The organism is Hathewaya histolytica, assembly GCF_901482605.1.
Lineage (GTDB): Bacteria > Bacillota > Clostridia > Clostridiales > Clostridiaceae > Hathewaya > Hathewaya histolytica.
On sequence record NZ_LR590481.1, the window covers coordinates 1,497,409 to 1,517,292 of the forward strand.

The window sequence follows — 19,884 nt, forward strand, 5'->3', positions numbered from 1 at the left end:
TCTTATTATTTATCATCAGATACTACCTTTGTATTCTTGTAATATCCACAATTTTTACATACTCTATGAGCTAGTTTGAATTCATGGCATTGAGGACATTCCACCATACCAGGCATGCTAAGCTTGAAGTTTTGAGCTCTTCTTTGATCTCTTCTTGCTTTTGAAGTTTTTCTCTTTGGATGAGCCATTATAAACACCTCCTTAACCTATGAATAAAGTTTATAATCACTTATTATCATCTAATAAGTTCTTAAGCTTTGCTAATCTAGGGTCTAGCAAAGGTTGTTCTTCAACATCTTCTGTAACCTCACTACATTTACAAGAAGATGTATTTAGATTAATACCACAATTTGTGCATAATCCTTTACATGTATCCCTACATAACTTTTTAATAGGGAGATTCATAACTAAAGTTTCTTCAACAATTTCATATAAATCAACTATATTATTTTCAATAATTTTTTCATCTTTAATTGGCTCTTTTGAAAAAATCTCTTCTACATCCATATTAATTTTTTGTTCAAACTGTTTTAAACATCTTGAGCAATCAAGCAATAAAGAAGTATTAAACTTTCCATTGAAAATATATTGGTTCCCTTTTTTTCTAAAGTTCCCCTCAATAGTTATAGGCGATTTATAATCTATTATTTCTTCTCCCAAACTCAACTTATCTTTCTCGATAACTGTATGTACTGTAATTTTTTCTTTCTTACCATTGAATAATTGAATTAAATCAAATTTCATTAATACATACCTCTTGAATAATATTATTATATATATTAAACAAGAGTTATTATATAGATAATATGGATAAAAGTCAAGCTTATTTTTAAACATAAGTTTCGAGCAAACTATATTGCTCGAAACTTAATACTTTTATAAATTTATTTGCTAATTAATGAAACAGTCTCTTTAGCGATCATTAACTCTTCGTTAGTTGGAATTACAAATATTTTAACCTTTGAATCTTCAGCACTTACTTCTACAGCTTTTCCTCTAACATTGTTCTTTTCTTTATCTAATTTAATACCTAAGAAGTTCATATCCTTACAAATCTCTTCTCTTGAATCAATTGAATTCTCACCAAGTCCTGCTGTAAATACTATTGCATCCACACCATTCATAGCTGCAGTATAAGATCCAATATATTGTTTTACTCTATAATGGAATACATCTAATGCAAGTTTTGCTCTATGGTTTCCTTCTTTTGCAGCATCTTCTATATCTCTAAAGTCTGAACTTACACCTGATACTCCTAACACACCAGATTTTTTGTTCATTAAGTTGTCTATTTCATCAATAGACAGATTATCTTCTTTCATTAAAAACGGAATTATAGCTGGATCAATGTCCCCACATCTAGTTCCCATTACTAATCCTTCAAGTGGAGTGAATCCCATTGATGTATCTACAGATTTACCATTTTTAACTGCAGTTACACTAGCACCATTTCCTAAATGGCAAGTAATAATTTTAACATCTTCAATGTTTTTATTCATCATCTCTGCTGCAACATCTGATACATATTTATGAGATGTACCGTGCATTCCATATCTTCTTACTGAATGTTTTTCATAAGCTTCATATGGTAATGCATAAATGTATGCATGTTCTGGCATAGTTTGATGGAATGCCGTGTCAAATACTACTGACATAGGAGTATTTGGCATTAACTTCTTACATGCATTTATTCCAATAATATTTGCTGGGTTATGTAATGGAGCTAATTTAGCACATTCTTCTAAGTTAACCATTACTTCATCATTTATTATTACAGATTTAGCATACTTTTCTCCTCCATGAACAACTCTGTGTCCTACAGCAGAAATTTCATCCATGCTACTAATTACACCATACTCTTTATCAGTTAAAGCACCTAATACTAATTCTATTGCAACTTGGTGATCTTTCATTGGAGTCTGTATTATATGTTTATCTTTTCCTTCAGCTTTGTGAGTTAGTATAGAACCTTCTATTCCTATTCTTTCTACTAAACCTTTTGCTAAAGCTTCTTCAGTTGACATATCAATTAATTGATATTTTAATGATGAGCTTCCGCAGTTAATAACTAAAACCTTCATTTATTTTCCTCCTTAAAATTATGTATATTAAATTAAAATGTTAACTATGATTGTGCTTGAACAGCTGTTACTGCAACTACATTAACTATATCCTCAGGACTGCATCCCCTTGATAAATCATTTATTGGTTTTGCAAACCCTTGACATATAGGTCCTATAGCTTCAGCTTTTGCAAATCTTTGAACTAATTTATAACCAATATTTCCTGATTGTAAATCTGGAAATACCAATACATTAGCTCTTCCTGCAACATTACTCTCTGGTGCCTTTAAATCTGCAACCTCTTTAACTATTGATGCATCTAATTGAAGCTCACCATCAATTAGTAAGTCTGGTCTTTGAGCTTTAGCAGTTTTTGTTGCTACTTTAACCTTATCAACTAGATCGTGTTTTGCACTTCCCATAGTAGAGAAGGATAACATAGCAACTCTTGGTTCTATTTTACAAAGGTTTTTAGCCGTTTCAGCAGTTGATATAGCTATTGAAGCTAATTCTTCTGAATTTGGATTTGGATTTACAGCACAATCTGAAAATAATAAGAATCCATCTTCACCATATTCACAATTAGGTATGCTCATCAAGAAAAAGCTAGATACGACTTTAATCCCCGGAGCAGTTTTAACAATTTGCAGACCTGGTCTTAAAAGGTCTCCTGTCGTATGGATAGCTCCAGATACTAAACCATCACCATGACCTAGCTTAACCATCATTGTTCCGTAATATAATGGATCTTTCATTGTAGATAGTGCTTTTTCTTCTGTCATTCCCTTATGTTTTCTAAGTTCATAAAACTCTTTTGCATATGCATTAAGCTTATCTGATTTTTCAGGATCAATAATTTCTATTCCTGAAATATCAAGATTTAAGTCTTTTGCCTTACTTCTTATAGACTCTTCCTTACCTACGAGAATAATATCCGCTAACCCTTCTTCTTTTATTCTCTCGCTAGCTATTAGATTCCTTTCCTCATCACCTTCTGGTAAAACTATTCTTTTCTTATCTTCTTTAGCCATTTTCCATATCTTATTCATAAATTCCATATCTCTTCCCCCTTTGAGATATAATATAAACATATAAAAATGTTACATATATACATTAATAATATAACCTTTTTAGTCTTTTTATTCAAGTTTAAGTTTAATTATTTTTTACTTATGTATAATTTTGTAATTTTCAGACTTTAAAAATCTACACTTTTGAATATAAACATCTATTTATTCTTTATAAATATATGTTTATTACTTATAATAATTATATATATTAAAAATGAGGTGTTGGAATGAATATAAGTGCTATCATAGCAGAGTATAACCCTTTTCATAAAGGTCATCTATATCATATAAAAAAAACAAAGGAGCTTACAAATTGTGACGCTATTATATGTGTTATGAGTGGAAACTTTGTACAAAGAGGGATGCCAGCTATTTTAGACAAGTGGTGCCGTACAGAAGTTGCCCTTAAAAATGGAATTGATCTTGTAATAGAATTACCTCTAGTTTATAGCCTATCTTCTGCAGAATTTTTCTCTTTTGGAAGTATAAGTCTTTTGAATTCTTTAAATGTAGTTAATAGCTTATCATTTGGAAGTGAAACTGAAGATATAGAAATATTAAAACCTATAGCAAAACTTCTAGTAGAGGAACCTTATTTATATAAAAAAGCTTTAGACTATCATCTCCAAAAAGGATTAAGTTTTCCTAAGGCTAGAAGCGAAGCTATTAAAAATTATTTGCAAGATAATAATACGAACATTTATAATATTGATGAGATTTTAAACTCTTCAAATAACATTCTAGGAATTGAATATTTAAAAAGCCTAATAAGAATAAACAGTAATATTTCACCTTTTAGTGTAAAAAGAATCGGTGAATCATATAACTCTGAATCTCTTGGTGACATTACCAGTGCAACTGGTATTAGAAAATATATATTTTCTAATTCGTCCTTAGAAGATCTAAAAGATAAAGTACCTATAGACACATATAATTCTTTAATAAATTATGGAACAGAAAACTTTCCAAATATAAATGATAGTTTATATTATCTTAAATATAAACTATTAAGTATGAAAGATGAATTTTCAAAAATTCCGGATATTAAGGAAGGATTAGAAAATAAAATCATAAATTCTATTTTAAAAAATAATAATTTTAATGATGCTTTAATGGATACAAAAAGTAAACGATATACACTAACTAGAATAAATAGAATTCTAATGCAACTTTTTATAGGTTTTGAACAATATAATATAGAATATATGCGTAAATCTCATACACCGTATGCTAGAGTTCTAGGATTTACTTCTAAAGGTCAAAAAATACTAAAAGATATGAAGTTAAAATCTGAAATACCTATAGTAACTAAAATACCTAAATGTAAAAATGAATTTTTAGAGTTAGACCTTAAAGGAACATCATTTTACAGCTTATTAAACAAAAAAGTTAGGTTCAATGAGGATTATTACAAAAAGCCTATTATATTACCTTAATGCAGTAATTAATTTTATTAAGACAATATATATATATATTATAATTAATATTATAAAGGAAGATAATATTGCATTATTCAAGTAAAAGAAATAATAAAATCTTTATACTAATTTTAAGTTTTCTAATTTTAAATATAATTATATTTCCTAAACCTTGTATGGATGGTTCTTTAAAGGGATTAAAGCTTTTTATACAAGCAGTATTTCCTTGTTTATTTCCATTTTTAGTTTTATGTAATCTTATAATAGCTTTTAATGGAATAGAACTATATGCTAAGTTACTAGGTCCTATTTTATGTAAACCTTTAAATCTGCCTACTTCATGTAGTGTGGTTATATTATTAAGTTTTCTATGCGGATACCCTATGGGAGCTAAATATACTTCGGATTTATACGAAAAAAAAATTATAGACTTCAATACTGCAGAAAAACTTTTGAATATAGCATCTAATGCAAGTCCGCTTTTTATTATGGGAACAATATCTATGGCTATGCTCAACAATAAAAGGTTAGGATACATACTATTAATTTCAAATTACATTTCTTGTATTCTAATGGGAATAATTTTAAAAACAAAAAATAACTTAGACATAAAAAATAAAACTAAGTTTAAGCACAATTTTCAAACTCCTACATTTTCAAAAGCTTTTAGTAGCTCCATTGAAGATGCCCTTAACATATCCATTCTCGTTGGAGGTTTTGTTATATTTTTTTCCATGATAACAGAAATAATAAGGAGCAATACCATATTAAGTATTGCTCCCCATCTTAAAAATAAGACACTATTTTCATTTCTTTTAGGCTTACTAGAGATAACTAATGGATGTCATAGTATATCTTCTATGGTTATTCCTACAGAACTAAAACTAATCTTAATTAGTTTTTTAATATCATTTAGTGGACTTTGTATAATACTACAGGTTTATGCATTTTTATATAAATATAATTTTTCTATTAAAAAATATGTTAGAAGAAAATTTTTGCAAGGAATCCTAGCAGCAGTAATCTCCCTAGGACTTTATACTATAAGTACTAATAGCAGGTTTTCCTTTGCCCAATATAGTTCTAATAATTATAATATAAATTTTTCAATTTATATTATAATAGTATCCCTAATTCTATTAATTCCACTTGTATATACTAAAATAAAAAAACTATTTAATATCCTTTAATTCTTCTATATCTTCATCTATACTAGAGGTGGTAGCTTTTATATAAGAATCCATATTTATTATAAAGTTTTCCATCTCTTTTTTTATATTATTCATTAGCTCTTCGTAGTTCGCATTAATTCCATTCTGAGCATATGATATTTTATCTAGGGCATAATCCCTAGCTCCAACTTTTATAATATCAGCTTTTTTTTCAGCATTTAAAACTATATCTTCTGCCATGGAAGAGGCCTTTTTAACGTAGTCATGACTACTAATTCTTTTCTTGACTATGTCAACACTCTCTTTTTTAATCATTTCTGCCTGTTCATGAGCGTCTTTTAATATTTTATCTTTTTCTTCAGAAATCCAACTAGCCTTCTTAAATTCTTCTGGAAGATATTCTATAATCTGTTCAATTACTTCATTCATTTCTTTTTTATCAACTAATACCTTACCAACCACGGGAATTTTAGAGGAAGTTTCTAGTATTTCTTGTAAGTATTCTAACAATTTTATAACATCCATAAAACCTCTCCCTTACTTATTCTCTATGACTTTCTTTATTATAATATCATTTAGTTCATTCGGTACTAGGTCCCTAATACATCCTCCAAACTTTGCAACTTGTTTTACTGCTGAAGAACTTAAATAAGAGTATTGCGGACTAGTAGCCATAAATATTGTTTCTTTTGTATTATCCAACTTATTATTCATCATAGCCATTTGAAATTCATATTCAAAATCTGAAACTGCCCTTAATCCTTTTACAATAACGCTTGCATCATGTTTATCCATAAAATCCACTAATAGTCCCTCAAAACTCTCTACCTTTACATTATTATAAGATTTTATAACCTTATTTATAAGTTCTACTCTCTCTTCTATAGAAAATAACCCCTTTTTATCCGGATTTATAAGTACACCTACTATCAATTGGTCAAATACTCTTGATGCCCTATCTATTATGTCCAAATGGCCATTTGTAATGGGATCAAAACTCCCAGCATAAACAGCAGCTCTCTTCAACTTTATTCCTCCCTATATTTATAAAAGAGTACAGTTGTATTACCATACTTTCTTTTATTAACTAAAATAAGATCTCCTGTTCCTTCAAAAATTTCTTCTCCAGAATCTATTTTGCAAACAATAATACCATCTTTTTTTAATAGTGAATTTTTATCAGTAATATCAATAGCCAGTGGTATCATTTCTTTTGCATAGGGTGGGTCTATAAATATTATATCAAACTTTTCGCCTTTTTTCCCTAACATTTTTAAAGTTTCATAAGAATCTCCATTTATAGTTGTACAGATGTTTTCAAATTTTAAATTTTCAACATTTTTTTTTAATATTGAATATGTAGTAGGGTTTTTGTCTATTAAATAACACCTTTTAGCTCCCCTACTTGCTGCCTCTAATCCTAAGCTACCTGTTCCTGAAAACACATCTACGACTACCGCATCCACAATATAATTTTGTATTATACTAAACATAGACTCCTTCACTCTATCTAAAGTAGGTCTAGTTACCATGCCTTCTGGAGGTAAAATTTTTCTCCCTTTTGCAATTCCAGATATTATTCTCAATTTATTTCCTCCCTTTATTTTTTCTATATAATTTTAGCATAAAAAATAAATTTAAAAAAGATTTAATTAAAACATATATATTTAGAATGTTTTTCTATGTTATCTTTTACATAGTCCTTAAACTTTACATGTACATCTTTATTACTACTTAAAATATTTTTAGCCTCCTTATTAGCACTTCTTAATATATTGTAATCCTCTATTGGATCTGATATTATAAGTCCGCTTTCTCCGTGTTGCCTATATCCAAACATTTCTCCTGTACCCCTAATTTTTAAGTCTTCTTCTGCAAGTTTGAAACCATCACTAATATTTTTCATTATCTCCATTCTCTTTCTAACTTTTTCACTTTTAATATTAGCAACTAAAACACAATAAGACTTATGTTCACCTCTTCCAACTCTACCCCTTAATTGATGAAGTTGTGCAAGTCCAAATCTCTCGGCATTTTCAATAATCATTAAAGTTGCATTAGGTACATTAACTCCTACTTCTATAACTGTAGTTGAAATTAGTACCTTTATATGTCCTTGTTTAAAACTATTCATTATCTCTTCTTTTTCCTTCCAGGGCATTTTGCCGTGAAGAATGCTTACTTGTATATTATTGAAATACTCTTCCTTAAGTTCACTATATAAACTTTCTACGGAACTTAAATTTAATTCTTCCGATTCCTCTACTAATGGGCATACCACATACACTTGTCTTCCATTAGCTATTTCTTCTAATGCAAAATTATACACTCTTTTCTTTTCATTTTTTGCAATATAATATGTATTAACACTCTTCCTATTAGGTGGAAGTTCATCAATAACAGAAAGATCTAAATCCCCATAAAAACTTAAACTTAAAGTTCTAGGAATAGGGGTTGCAGTCATAACCATGACATCGGCACTTTTATTTTTATTTAAAAGTCTACATCTTTGATTTACTCCAAACCTATGTTGTTCATCTGTTATAATTAATCCTAAATTCCTATATTCAACATCTTCCTCTATTAAAGCATGAGTACCAACTATAATATCTATTTCTCCCATTTTTAATCTTTCTTTTAAGTTTTCTTTATTTTTCTTAGTAGTACTTCCTACTAAAAGTTCTATACATATATTAAACTCCCCTAAAAGATTTTTAATTTCATTAAAGTGTTGCTTTGCCAATATTTCTGTAGGTGCCATCATTACAGCTTGATAGTTATTCTTTACTACGTTAAACATAGCTATTATAGCTATAACTGTCTTACCGCATCCAACATCCCCTTCTACTAATCTATTCATTGGCTTATTTTTTTTCCCATCAACTAAGATTTCTTTTATAACTCTACTTTGAGCATTTGTAAGTTCAAAAGGTAATCTTTCTTTTAAATCTTTTAATTCCTTTGATATTTTAAAACTTATTCCCTCTTCTCCACTATAACCCTCTTTAAGCATTAATATTTTTAAAGAATATGTAAATAGTTCTTGAAACTTCAGTCTTTCTTTTGCCTTTTGCAAATCTTCCAGGCTTGAAGGAGAGTGTATATTTTTGATAGCCTTATCTAAAGTTATCAAATTATATCTAGATAATATTTCTTGTGGTAGGTTTTCTTTTATACTTATTTCACATAAGATGTTTGTAATAATTTTATTTAAGAATGTATTTGTTATTTTTCCTTTAAGAGGATATTTTGCTATAATTGAATTCTTATCTAAAGTTGTATTCCTTATGATTTTAGGGTTTAGAATAACTTTATTTTTTCCTACAAATTCACACTTACCAGAAACCAAGTATGTTTTACCAATAAAAAAACTTTTTTTTATATATGGTTGGTTAAACCATACAGCTGTTAATCTTTCTCCTTGTACATCAAAGATTATACTACTTTTTATTTTTCCAGTTTTAGTTCTAAAATCACGATTTATTTGAATTACTTTTACAGAAACAAAAATCCTTTCCTTATCTCTACAATCCCCTAAAGCATTAATAAATCCTACATTCTCATAATCCCTTGGAAAATACAACAAAAGGTCTAAAATAGTGAAAATACCCATTTTATTTAGTTCTTCAGATAGTTTAGGTCCAACACCTTTTACAAATTTAATACTATTTTCTATTTTCAAATCCATATCACTCCTAATTTCTAAATAAAGAAAAAAGCCCTAAGGCTTTTATTCTACAGAAACTATAAAATAATATAAAGGTTGTTTTCCTTCATAACATTGAACATCTAAATCTTCGAATTTATCTTCTAATAAATTTATAAGTTCTTGAACTTTCTCTTCTTCACAGTCTTCGCCATAGTAAACTGTTATAAGTTCACTATCTTCTCCAACCATATTATCTAATATATTTTCACATACTGAATATATATCTTTTCCTACTTTCACGATTTTTTCTTCTACAAGTCCTAATACATCATCTTTATTTATTTTTATTCCATCTGACTCAGTGTCCTTAATAGCATAAGTTACAGAGCCTGTAGATACATTTCCTATAACGCTTTCCATTTCAGCTATATTGTCTTCTGCAGATGCTTCAGGATTAAACATAGTAAGTGCGCTTATTCCTTGAGGAATAGTTTTTGTAGGAATTACATATACTTTTTTATCTGTTAAATCAACGGCTTGTTTTGCAGCCATTATTATATTTTTATTGTTAGGGAAAATAAATATGTTTTCTGCATTTAAACTTTCTATCCTATCTAACATATCTTGTGTGCTAGGATTCATTGTCTGCCCACCCTCTATAACTTCATCTACACCAAGTTCTTCTAGAATAGACTTTATTCCTTCTCCCCTAGCTATAGAAATAAAACCATATTTTTTAGGCTCTTCAACCTTATTTTCAGATAGTTCGATTTTAACTGCTTTTTCTACCTCTTCATCATTGCAAATTATATGTCTATGTTGCTCTCTCATATTATCAATCTTTATTTTTGAAAGTTCTCCTAGTTGGACTGCCTTTGAAAGAACAAGTCCTGGATCATTAGTATGAATATGAACCTTAACTACATCCTCAAGTCCAACTACTACCATTGAATCTCCATGCTTTTCTAGTTCCATCTTAAAATTATCAACATCAACGTTATTTGCATAAACAAAAAACTCTGTACAATATCCAAACTTTATATTTTCAGTTCCTATAGTACTTTGAGCTGTCTTTGGAGTAAAAGTTTTTGAAGAGGTAACATCTTTATTTATATCTGCCTCTAAGTTAAGTTGTAAGGCTTCATACATACCATTTAAAATAAGTAAAAGCCCTGCCCCACCAGCATCTACAACTTTCGCTTCTTTTAATTGTGGTAACATTTCTGGAGTTTTACTTAAAATCTCTTCTGAATAAGTAATAACTTCATTTAAAAACTCACAAACATCTAACTTTGCACTCTTTTCTCCCGCCTCAGCAGCTGCCCTTATAATAGTTAGAATTGTACCTTCTGTAGGTCTCATAACAGCCTTATAAGCATAATTAGATCCTTCTCTTAAGGCGTTTTTAAATTCCTCTACAGTAGCAATTTCTTGATTCTCTAAGCCTTTTGCAAATCCTCTTAAAATTTGAGATAAAATAACACCTGAATTACCTCTAGCTCCCATCAAAGCTCCTCTAGATAGAACTTTTGATATATTTTCTATGGTATCATGTTTTAGTTCCTTAATTTCTTCCACAGCGCTACTAAATGTCATCCACATATTTGTTCCTGTATCACCATCAGGAACTGGAAATACATTTAATGAATTTATATACTCCTTATTTTCTCCGAGTTTATTAGATCCATTTATTATCATATTATAAAAATTATGTCCATTAATACTTTGATATTTCAATTGTTGTACCTCCCTTAAACTCTAACACCTTGAACATTAACCGTAATACATGATACCCTTAATCCAGTTAAATTTTCCACTGTATATTTTACCTTTTTAATTATGTTATTCGCAATTACAGAAATTTTAATTCCATACTCAACAATTATAAATAATTCTATATTTAATTCTTTATCTTTAGAGTTAATTCTTACTCCCTTATTTAAATTTTCTTTTCTTAAAAGTTCCCATAGTCCATCTGTAGCATTCTTAGATGCCATGCCTACAACTCCATAACACTCCATTGTTGAAAGACCAACTATATTTCCTAAAACTTCGTCAGTGTAATAAACATTCCCAAACTCAGTATTTAAGTTTCCTTTCATTATTATTCCTCCTTAAAGTATACCTTATAATTATTTTATATGATATAATAAATTTATTCAAGTTTATAAGTTCTATTATAAGTTTATTTATTAATTTTATAATTTACTTGATAATTATGCATGATATATGATAAAATAAGCTATGTTTGAACTCATAGTTTTTTACATATGGTTTGCAGGGAGGTGTTTGATATGGCAAGAATGTGTGAGGTATGTGGAAAAGGTGTTGTATACGGAAGACAACGCAGCCACGCTGAAAATAAAAGTAACAGAACTTGGGCTCCAAACCTTAAAAAGGTTAAAGCTTTAGTTAACGGGACACCTAAAACAGTAAAAGTTTGTACTAGTTGTTTACGTTCTGGAAAAGTTCAACGTGCAGTATAATATAAAAAATAAAGAAATGCAGTTAAAAGCTGCATTTTTTTATTTTTTCTTTATAAATAATTTTATTATGTTAGACAAAAATTTAGGTAATTTAATTGTAAATATTTTCATTACATCCACTCCTAAGTCTATATTTAACCTACAATATTATTTATATGATTTTAAATTTTACTTATTACAAAATCTAATATTAAAATAGTACTTTATATATACTACTCCTCTCCTAAAAAAATGTTCAAAAAAATAACAACCTACGCATAGGTTGTTACAAAATTAATCTCTTGGTAATATTACAAGTAAGGTTCCACTTTCAAATCCTATATAAGCTTCTCCATCTAAAAATTCATTAGAAACTGTAAGCGGAGAACCTGCCTTCAAGTTATGGTTTAAAAGTTCATATTTTGCATTTTTTATAGTAAGTTTATTTACATTCTCCCTAAAAGCTTGTAATGAAAATATCTTCCCCTTAACACCACTTATCTTTATAGGTTTCTGAGTCACAAACACCTCATTATTATCATCTATAAGATTTATATTTATACCTCTCTCATAGTAATCTACCAACAATCCAAGATTAGCTAGTACATGATCTAATCTTGTTCCAGTACATCCAAATAATATTATTTCGTCAGAACCTATATTTATAGCTTCTTCTATAGCTAATTCAGTATCAGTAAAATCTTTTTCAGGACTATACCTAACAAACTTACAACCTTTATTTAAATAATACATATACGTATCTTCAGATATAGAATCTAAATCTCCAACAATCATGTTTGGTGTTAAATTATATTTTAAGGTTGCTTCAGCACCTGAATCCGATGCAATTATAAAGTGTTCTTCTTTAAGATAATTTTTTAATAATTGTAAAGATGGTGCCTTACCTCCTGAAATAATAATGCTTCTCATATTATAATAAAGCCTCTTTCAACTCTCTTATATTTTTTTCAATTTCTCCATTTTTAAATACAGCTGAACCAGCTACTACAATATCAGCACCACATTGTGATATATTTTTTATATTATCTTTAGTTACCCCACCGTCAACTTCAATCCAAAGCTTTCTATTAAATTTTTTACTTAACTTTCTTAGTTCTGATATTTTAGTAGAACAGTACTCTATATACTTTTGCCCTCCAAATCCAGGGTTTACAGACATAATTAAAACCATATCTAATACTGGAATCAAATCTATTATATTGCTTATAGGCGTTCCAGGGTTTAATGCTATTCCAGCCTTAACTCCCTTACTTTTGATATAATTTATAGTTCTATCTATATGTTTATCAGCTTCATAGTGTATAGTTATAATATCAGCACCAGCTTCTATAAAATCATCTATGTATTTTGATGGTTCCTCTATCATAAGATGAACATCAAAAGGTAATTTAGAATAAGCTCTAATACTCTTTATTATAGGCATTCCAAAAGTTATATTGGGAACAAATCTACCATCCATAACATCAATATGCACTAAATCTGCTCCATATTTTTCGATATTTTTCACATCTTCCCCTAAGTTTGCAAAGTTTGCAGATAATATAGAAGGTGCAATTTTCATAGTTAATACCTCCTTAGATTTTGTAATTCTTGTAGTATTTTTATATAAAATTCATATCTTTCAGTAGAAATTTCACCATCTTCTAAACTTTTCTTAATGATACATCCGGGTTCCTTATGATGCATGCAGTTTGAAAATTTACATTGACCGGCATAACCTTTAAACTCCGGAAAACATTCCTTAAGCTCTTCTATGTTCATAAAATCTGTACTTATAGAAGAGAATCCGGGAGTATCCAAAAGGAAACCCCCTTCATACTCTATAAGCTCTGCATGTCTTGTAGTATGTTTACCTCTTTTTAACTTTTCACTTATTTCCCCTGTCTCCATGTGTTCTTTACCAAGTATAGCATTTAAAATAGTAGACTTACCTACTCCTGAAGGTCCACAAAACACAGATATATTGTCTTCTACCTTACTTTTAAACTCTGCTATTCCTTTTCCTTCTTTTGCATTTATAAATATTAAATCGTATCCTATGGATTTGAGAATTTCTATAAACCTTTTATTATTTTCATCTGAAAAATCTATAAGATCTATTTTATTTAAACAAAGGGTTATCTTAAGATTGTTGTATTCAGATAAAATTAAGAATCTATTTAGAAGATCAAAATTAACTTCGGGATTTTTTAATGTAAAAACCACAAAAGCCTGAGTAACATTAGCCACAAATGGTCTAATTAATTCTGATGCACGATCGTAGATTTTTTCTATGGTTGTTCCACCATTTTCAATTTTTATACATACTCTATCTCCTACCATAGGTGTGTATTTATTGAATCTAAACTTACCTCTTGCCTTACACTGATAAAATTCATCTTTTACTTTTACTGTGTATAATCCACCTACACCTTTTACTATAATTCCTTCCATCTTTCCTCCTGGCCTATCTATTTTTAAATTCTAAGCCCTTATCAAAAACATAATATTCTACAGTTATATAATTTCCTTCCTTTATTTCAGAACCTGATTCAGGTTGTTGACTTTTAATGAAGCCATCCTTATTAGGCTCTCCAACCTTTATTTCTTGACCTTTACTTAATTTAAGACCTAAGCTAGATAATATTTCTTGGGCTTGGTTTAAAGTTTTACCTGAAAGGCTCGGTACTGTAACTCTTTTCTCTTTTGGACCTTTGCTTACAACAAAATCTATAGTTGAACCCTCTTTTACTTTTTCTCCACTTTCTAAACTTTGACTTATAATAACTCCATTAGGAACGGAATTATTAAATTCTTTTTTTACATCTCCAAGTTTTAACTTCAAAGAATCAAGCATAGGTTCAACTTCTGAGAATTTCAGCCCTCTAAAATCTTTTACTTCGATATCACCAATATTTCCTTTACTAATAGTTACTTTTACTTCTGAACCGTTATCTACCTTTTCACCCTCTTTTGGGTTAGAATCTAGAACTGTATCTTTTGGTTTATCACTTTCCTCTTCTTTTTCCACAGTAAATTTAAGCCCCTTAGATTCTATCTTATCCTTAGCCTCAGCTTTAGTTAGCCCTATTATATTGGGTACATTTACGCTTTCCTTAGATAACATACTCTTTATTCCAAATGCTGAACCCATACCAAGCAATAATACAATAAGCCCAATTAAAGCATTTTTTAATATTTTCTTTTTACTAGTACTAACTTCCTTGAAACCATCTTCATCATCCATGATATCTTCATAATCATCTTCATTATCTTCTTCTACTTCATTATGAAGATTTGAAATATCATCAGTATTATGTATTTTAGTATTTAATAATTTTTCATCAATAGGATCCATAATCCTTGTAAATTCAGCAGTATTGTATACATTTTGATCTAAACTATAATTTGAATTATTTTTAATCATATTCATATCTGAAATCATATCTTTTATAGACTGATAACGCTTTGATAGATCTTTATCCATACTTTTTAAAATTAAATCATTCATATTACTAGGAATACTTTTATTAAAGACCCTCGGTTCTATTATAGGTTCTTGGATATGTTTTAAAGCGATTGCTACAGGAGTATCTCCATCATAAGGAACCTTTCCTACTAGCATTTCATATAAAACAACACCTAAAGAATATATATCTGTTCTAAAATCTACTACAGTTCCTTTTGCCTGCTCTGGTGAAAAATAATGGGCAGAGCCCATAACCTTATTTGTATTAGTTATTGTTGCTGAATTCATTGCTTTAGCAATCCCGAAATCAGTTACTTTTACTATTCCTTCTTCCGTAACAAGGATATTTTGAGGTTTTATATCTCTATGAACTATGCCATTTTTATGAGCACATTCTAAAGCTTTAGCAATTTGAACTCCTATATCTAATGTCTCATTAATATTTAATCTTCCCTTTTCATTAATAAGTTCTTTTAATGTTTTACCCTCTACAATTTCCATTACTATATAATTAATATCGTCTTCCGTTCCTACATCATAGATACTAACTATATTATTACTTATAAGCGCAGCCACCGCCGTAGCTTCTCTCTTAAATTTTTCTACAAACTCAATATCATTTACGAACTCTCTTTTTAAAATTTTAATTGCAACATATCTATTTAGTAGATTACATCTACCTTTATATACTTCTGACATTCCACCTTCGCCAATTTTTTGTAAAATTTCATATCTATTACCTAATATATTACCTATCATTTTTATCAGCTCCTTCAAAAACAATTACTGATATGTTATCTTTACTTCCATTTTCCTTGCTAAGCTCTACAAGTTTCTTGCTAGCTACTTCTGGATTATATTTTGTTACAATAGTTGAAATTTCCTCCAAGGAAACTCCATTTGTAAGTCCATCACTACACAAAATAATCTTAGAAAATCCTATGTTATCGAATTCATATATATCTATTCTCACTTTTTCATTAGTTCCTAAAGCTCTTGTTATTATATTTTTATTTGGATGCCTTAGGGCCTGTTCAATAGTAATACTCCCACTATCTATAAGCTCTTGAACCAATGAATGATCTTTTGTTATTTTTTCTATATTACTATCACTTTTTATAACTATACAAGAACTATCTCCAACATTAGCAATATATATTTTGTTGTTGTTAATTAAACATGCAGTAACAGTAGTTCCCATCCCACAATAACTTTCTTTTTCTTTAGAAAGTAAATATATCTGTGTATTAGCCATTTCTATAGCCTTCTTTAGAATATCTTTATACTCTATGGGATTTTTTAAAGAAGCTTCTTTAATAAAATTAATTGTGTGATTTACTGCTATGTTACTTGCAACTTCACCAGCATTATGTCCACCCATACCATCTGCTACAATATAGTATCTTAAATTAGTGTCTTCAAAATATCCAACGGCATCCTCGTTAACTAATCTATAATTCCCTATATCAGAAACTATGCCAACCAATTTTGTAGCCCCCTTTAAATCAAATTTCTTTTTCTAAATAACTTCGTCTAAGTTGCCCACAAGCTGCATTTATATCTGATCCCATCTCTCTTCTTATAGTAACCTGTATCTTATTTTTTTCTAATATATTTTTAAATTTTTCTATACTATCATTGTCTGATCTTTCATAATTTTTCTCTTTTACTTCATTTACAGGTATAAGATTTACATGACACAATAGTCCTTTTAATATTTTAGAAAGTTCCTCTGCATGTATATCCCTATCATTAAAGTTCTTAATTAGTGCATATTCGAAGGTTATTCTTCTTCCTGTCTTTTCTATATAATAATTGCAAATATCTATAAGTTCTTTTATAGAGTATTTGTTAGCAATAGGCATACTCTGTTTTCTTATAAAATCTGTTGGTGCATGAAGAGAAATTGCCAAAGTAATTTGAGTTTCTTCATCAGCTAAATCTTTAATTTTGGGAACAATACCACAAGTTGATAAAGTTATATGTCTTTTCCCTATATTTAAAGTATATTTTTCACTCACTAATCTTATGAATTTTATTACATTATTGTAATTATCAAGTGGCTCACCACTACCCATTAATACAATATTTGAAATTCTCTCTTCAATATATTTTTGTGCCACTAAAATCTGTGCTATTATCTCTCCTGTTGATAGATTTCTAACTACTCCGTCTAAAGTAGATGCACAAAATGTACACCCCATTCTACATCCTATTTGAGTAGAAACGCAAATACAGTTCCCATGTTTATACTTCATAACTACTGTTTCAATAAGATTTCCATCATCATAAGCAAGTAGAAATTTCGTTGTATTGTCTTTTGTAGATTTTAAGTTGCTTACTATTTTAGGAATTGATATCTTAAAGTTATCTTTTAATTTTTGTTTTATAGCATTAGATAGATTTTTCATATCATTAAAATCCCATACACCCTTGTATATCCAATCTAAAACCTGTTTTGCTCTAAAGGAACTCTCTCCATTATCCACCATCCAAATCTTGAGTTCCTCTAAATTAAAATCTAAAATGTTATTCATACAAAACACCTACTGTCTTTTAATTTTACACATAAAAAATCCATCCATATTTTCATTAGGTAGTATAGTTATATATCCTTCTTCATGATATATAATATTTTCTACCTTTCCTAAATAAATTTTATCTACTTTAAATTCTGGATTATCGTTCAAAAGTTCTTTTATAACTTTCTCATTTTCATCCTTATTTAAAGTACAAGTGGAATAAATTAAACTTCCTCCCTTTTTAACATACCTAACTGAATTGTTAAGTATCTTATATTGTATAGAGTGTAAGTTCTTTAAATCCTTCTCTGATTTATTCCATTTTATCTCTGGTTTTTTTCTTATTATGCCCAAGCCAGAACAAGGGGCATCTACTAAAACTCTATGAAACTTTTCCTCAAATTCAGAATAAAATTCTTCTGCATTTCTAATTTCTGGTTTTATAATATCAATATTAAGCCTACTAGCATTATCTCTTATTAATTTTAATTTATGTTCGTGTATATCACAAGCTAATATTTCACCATTATTATTCATAAGTTCTGCAATATGTGTAGTTTTTCCTCCTGGAGCACTACAAGTATCAAGTACAGTAAGCCTATCCGAAAGTTCCATTAGAGTTGCAACTATCATAGCACTTTCATCTTGCACTGTAATATATCCTTCCTTAAATAATTTATTTAACTCTATACTACTTCCTCTTTTAATATTTATTCCTTCAGGACATATATCACATTCTGAAACTTCATAACCTTCCTTTTCCATTGCTTCAAAAACTTCCTCATAATCCCCCATAAGTGGATTAACTCTAACAGTAATACTAGGTCTTTCATTTAAGCCTTTTAAAATTTTTAGAGCATTTTCTTTTCCATATTGTTTTAAAAATAATTTTACCATCCAAGTAGGATAAGAAAATTCATAAGCTAGTTTTTCTTCCTCATTTTTAAACTTAAATTTAGGCTCACCTTTTCTTAAGAAATTTCTTAAAACACCATTTACTATTTTAGAATTTTTTATAGTACTATATCCTTTACATATTTCTACAGCTTCATTAACTATGGCAAAATCCGGTACCTTGCTTAAATATTTAAATTGATAAATAGAAATTCTAAGTAAAGTAAGAACAAATTTATCTATACTCTCTATTCCTTCTCTTAAAAAAGAGGATAGAATTCTATCAATAGTGTACTTATGCTTTATAGTTCCGTATATAATTTCTGTAATAAGCGCCCTATCTCTTTCATCAAAATTATATCTTTTTAATTGTAAATTTAAAGCTAGATTAGAATAAGCATTTTTATATAAAACTTCATTTATAATATCTACTGCTACTTTTCTTGTATTTGTACTCATAAACACCTCTTAAGTTTTTAATCTCTATTTCTGTTATTTAAAGCAATCAATCTTAATAATTGAGAAATTGCTGTTATAGCTGCAGCTACATAAGTAAGTGCGGCTGCCTGTAGAACTTTCTTAGCTCCATAAATTTCTTCACTATCTAGTATAGATCTACTATTAAGTATCTTAATAGCCCTTGCAGATGCATTAAACTCTACAGGTAAAGTTATTATTTGAAATAATACTACTGCAGAGAATAGTAATATACCTAAAGTTGTTAACTTCGGTATACTAAAGATCATTCCTACGAAGAATAAAAGCCAAGAAGCACTAGAACTTATATTAACGACTGGTACAATAGAATTTCTTATGTTAAGTGGAGCATAATTTTCTTTATGTTGAATAGCGTGACCTGTCTCATGGGCGGCTACACCAATAGATGCTACGGAATTTCCATAATAAACATCATTAGAAAGTCTCATAACCTTATTTACAGGATCATAATGATCTGTTAATTTCCCTTGTATTAATTCTACTGGTATATGTGAAAGTCCAGCTTCATCTAAAAGTCTCCTCGCAACTTCTCCACCAGTTATCCCCCTTTTACTAAATACTCTAGAGTAACGTTGAAAGGTATTTTGAACTTTAAATTGAGCATACATTGAAATTAGCAATGCTGGAATTAATATTATCATAGTACTATCAAAATAAAGCATAT

The 19,884-nt window shown here is 28.9% G+C and carries 21 protein-coding genes; 3 read left to right on the forward strand and 18 right to left on the reverse strand.

Translation table 11 applies throughout. The annotated features are described in order from the left end of the window. Positions 1–5: 5 nt before the first annotated feature. From rpmF to pta, 4 genes are all read right to left on the reverse strand, one after another. Positions 6–188, reverse strand: a complete 183-nt coding sequence (gene rpmF, locus FGL08_RS07350) for a 50S ribosomal protein L32 (RefSeq protein WP_138210172.1) — start codon at positions 186–188, stop codon at positions 6–8. Between the two features lie 37 nt (positions 189–225). Beyond that, a complete protein-coding gene (locus FGL08_RS07355; protein ID WP_171012013.1) occupies positions 226–744 on the reverse strand; it encodes a YceD family protein in 519 nt (172 codons plus the stop codon). Positions 745–884: 140 nt separating this feature from the next. After that, positions 885–2,081 carry an acetate/propionate family kinase gene (locus FGL08_RS07360; protein WP_138210174.1) on the reverse strand — a complete coding sequence of 399 codons (1,197 nt, stop codon included), beginning with the start codon at positions 2,079–2,081 and terminating at the stop codon, positions 885–887. Positions 2,082–2,125: 44 nt separating this feature from the next. Further along, positions 2,126–3,121: a phosphate acetyltransferase gene (gene pta, locus FGL08_RS07365; RefSeq protein ID WP_138210175.1), complete on the reverse strand. Its 996-nt coding sequence runs from the start codon at positions 3,119–3,121 to the stop codon at positions 2,126–2,128. A 239-nt stretch (positions 3,122–3,360) separates the two neighbouring features. Here pta and FGL08_RS07370 point away from each other — a divergent pair, with 239 nt between their 5' ends. Continuing rightward, positions 3,361–4,569 (forward strand): nucleotidyltransferase, encoded by a 1,209-nt coding sequence (locus FGL08_RS07370; protein ID WP_138210176.1) that lies wholly within the window; start codon positions 3,361–3,363, stop codon positions 4,567–4,569. Between the two features lie 68 nt (positions 4,570–4,637). Beyond that, entirely contained in the window at positions 4,638–5,741 is a 1,104-nt protein-coding gene (gene spoVV, locus FGL08_RS07375; RefSeq protein WP_171012014.1) for a dipicolinic acid transporter SpoVV, read from the forward strand. Here spoVV and FGL08_RS07380 read toward each other — a convergent pair. The 6 genes from FGL08_RS07380 to FGL08_RS07405 all read right to left on the reverse strand — a co-directional run bounded on the left by FGL08_RS07380 (position 5,724) and on the right by FGL08_RS07405 (position 11,474). Continuing rightward, entirely contained in the window at positions 5,724–6,248 is a 525-nt protein-coding gene (locus FGL08_RS07380) for an ATPase (RefSeq protein ID WP_138210178.1), read from the reverse strand. The two genes, spoVV and FGL08_RS07380, sit on opposite strands and share 18 nt — an antisense overlap. Before the next feature lie 12 nt (positions 6,249–6,260). Next, complete coding sequence (gene coaD / locus FGL08_RS07385; RefSeq protein ID WP_138210179.1) at positions 6,261–6,749, reverse strand: pantetheine-phosphate adenylyltransferase; 489 nt, start codon at positions 6,747–6,749, stop codon at positions 6,261–6,263. A gap of 2 nt (positions 6,750–6,751) precedes the next feature. Next, complete coding sequence (gene rsmD / locus FGL08_RS07390) at positions 6,752–7,309, reverse strand: 16S rRNA (guanine(966)-N(2))-methyltransferase RsmD (protein WP_138210180.1); 558 nt, start codon at positions 7,307–7,309, stop codon at positions 6,752–6,754. A 62-nt stretch (positions 7,310–7,371) separates the two neighbouring features. Beyond that, entirely contained in the window at positions 7,372–9,405 is a 2,034-nt protein-coding gene (gene recG / locus FGL08_RS07395) for an ATP-dependent DNA helicase RecG (RefSeq protein WP_243117955.1), read from the reverse strand. A gap of 48 nt (positions 9,406–9,453) precedes the next feature. Further along, positions 9,454–11,109, reverse strand: a complete 1,656-nt coding sequence (locus FGL08_RS07400) for a fatty acid kinase ATP-binding subunit FakA (protein WP_138210182.1) — start codon at positions 11,107–11,109, stop codon at positions 9,454–9,456. 14 nt (positions 11,110–11,123) lie between these two features. Beyond that, positions 11,124–11,474: an Asp23/Gls24 family envelope stress response protein gene (locus tag FGL08_RS07405; RefSeq protein WP_138210183.1), complete on the reverse strand. Its 351-nt coding sequence runs from the start codon at positions 11,472–11,474 to the stop codon at positions 11,124–11,126. A gap of 192 nt (positions 11,475–11,666) precedes the next feature. On the opposite strand from FGL08_RS07405, the gene rpmB reads away from it, so the two are divergent. Beyond that, positions 11,667–11,858 carry a 50S ribosomal protein L28 gene (gene rpmB, locus FGL08_RS07410; protein ID WP_138210184.1) on the forward strand — a complete coding sequence of 64 codons (192 nt, stop codon included), beginning with the start codon at positions 11,667–11,669 and terminating at the stop codon, positions 11,856–11,858. A 273-nt stretch (positions 11,859–12,131) separates the two neighbouring features. Here the strand turns inward: rpmB and FGL08_RS07415 are convergent, their stop codons facing one another. Genes FGL08_RS07415 through FGL08_RS07450 form a run of 8 tightly spaced genes read right to left on the reverse strand, consistent with a single transcriptional unit; the run spans position 12,132 to position 19,882 of the window. Beyond that, a complete protein-coding gene (locus FGL08_RS07415; protein ID WP_138210185.1) occupies positions 12,132–12,767 on the reverse strand; it encodes a thiamine diphosphokinase in 636 nt (211 codons plus the stop codon). A gap of 1 nt (position 12,768) precedes the next feature. Beyond that, on the reverse strand, positions 12,769–13,419 hold the full coding sequence (rpe, locus tag FGL08_RS07420) for a ribulose-phosphate 3-epimerase (protein WP_138210186.1): 651 nt from the start codon (positions 13,417–13,419) through the stop codon (positions 12,769–12,771). Between the two features lie 2 nt (positions 13,420–13,421). After that, positions 13,422–14,291, reverse strand: coding sequence for a ribosome small subunit-dependent GTPase A (gene rsgA, locus FGL08_RS07425; RefSeq protein WP_138210187.1), 870 nt, complete (start codon positions 14,289–14,291; stop codon positions 13,422–13,424). Positions 14,292–14,304: 13 nt separating this feature from the next. Continuing rightward, on the reverse strand, positions 14,305–16,065 hold the full coding sequence (gene pknB / locus FGL08_RS07430; RefSeq protein WP_138210188.1) for a Stk1 family PASTA domain-containing Ser/Thr kinase: 1,761 nt from the start codon (positions 16,063–16,065) through the stop codon (positions 14,305–14,307). Continuing rightward, the gene (locus FGL08_RS07435; protein ID WP_138210189.1) at positions 16,055–16,792 is read right to left on the reverse strand and encodes a Stp1/IreP family PP2C-type Ser/Thr phosphatase; all 738 of its coding nucleotides are present in this window, start codon (positions 16,790–16,792) and stop codon (positions 16,055–16,057) included. The genes pknB and FGL08_RS07435 overlap by 11 nt, the downstream gene beginning before the upstream one ends. A gap of 19 nt (positions 16,793–16,811) precedes the next feature. Further along, entirely contained in the window at positions 16,812–17,843 is a 1,032-nt protein-coding gene (gene rlmN, locus FGL08_RS07440; RefSeq protein WP_138210190.1) for a dual-specificity RNA methyltransferase RlmN, read from the reverse strand. A gap of 9 nt (positions 17,844–17,852) precedes the next feature. After that, complete coding sequence (rsmB, locus tag FGL08_RS07445) at positions 17,853–19,181, reverse strand: 16S rRNA (cytosine(967)-C(5))-methyltransferase RsmB (protein ID WP_138210191.1); 1,329 nt, start codon at positions 19,179–19,181, stop codon at positions 17,853–17,855. Positions 19,182–19,198: 17 nt separating this feature from the next. Further along, entirely contained in the window at positions 19,199–19,882 is a 684-nt protein-coding gene (locus FGL08_RS07450) for a zinc metallopeptidase (RefSeq protein WP_138211294.1), read from the reverse strand. Between the last annotated feature and the right edge of the window lie 2 nt (positions 19,883–19,884).

Coding starts and splice junctions, on each gene's coding strand:
- rsmB (WP_138210191.1), bottom strand. CDS start 19,181: ATGAGTACAAATACAAGAAAAGTAGCAGTAGATATTATAAATGAAGTT.
- FGL08_RS07450 (WP_138211294.1), bottom strand. CDS start 19,882: ATGCTTTATTTTGATAGTACTATGATAATATTAATTCCAGCATTGCTA.
- pta (WP_138210175.1), bottom strand. CDS start 3,121: ATGGAATTTATGAATAAGATATGGAAAATGGCTAAAGAAGATAAGAAA.
- rsgA (WP_138210187.1), bottom strand. CDS start 14,291: ATGGAAGGAATTATAGTAAAAGGTGTAGGTGGATTATACACAGTAAAA.
- FGL08_RS07405 (WP_138210183.1), bottom strand. CDS start 11,474: ATGAAAGGAAACTTAAATACTGAGTTTGGGAATGTTTATTACACTGAC.
- pknB (WP_138210188.1), bottom strand. CDS start 16,065: ATGATAGGTAATATATTAGGTAATAGATATGAAATTTTACAAAAAATT.
- rlmN (WP_138210190.1), bottom strand. CDS start 17,843: ATGAATAACATTTTAGATTTTAATTTAGAGGAACTCAAGATTTGGATG.
- rpe (WP_138210186.1), bottom strand. CDS start 13,419: ATGAAAATTGCACCTTCTATATTATCTGCAAACTTTGCAAACTTAGGG.
- FGL08_RS07355 (WP_171012013.1), bottom strand. CDS start 744: ATGAAATTTGATTTAATTCAATTATTCAATGGTAAGAAAGAAAAAATT.
- FGL08_RS07380 (WP_138210178.1), bottom strand. CDS start 6,248: ATGGATGTTATAAAATTGTTAGAATACTTACAAGAAATACTAGAAACT.
- FGL08_RS07370 (WP_138210176.1), top strand. CDS start 3,361: ATGAATATAAGTGCTATCATAGCAGAGTATAACCCTTTTCATAAAGGT.
- rpmF (WP_138210172.1), bottom strand. CDS start 188: ATGGCTCATCCAAAGAGAAAAACTTCAAAAGCAAGAAGAGATCAAAGA.
- FGL08_RS07415 (WP_138210185.1), bottom strand. CDS start 12,767: ATGAGAAGCATTATTATTTCAGGAGGTAAGGCACCATCTTTACAATTA.
- rpmB (WP_138210184.1), top strand. CDS start 11,667: ATGGCAAGAATGTGTGAGGTATGTGGAAAAGGTGTTGTATACGGAAGA.
- FGL08_RS07360 (WP_138210174.1), bottom strand. CDS start 2,081: ATGAAGGTTTTAGTTATTAACTGCGGAAGCTCATCATTAAAATATCAA.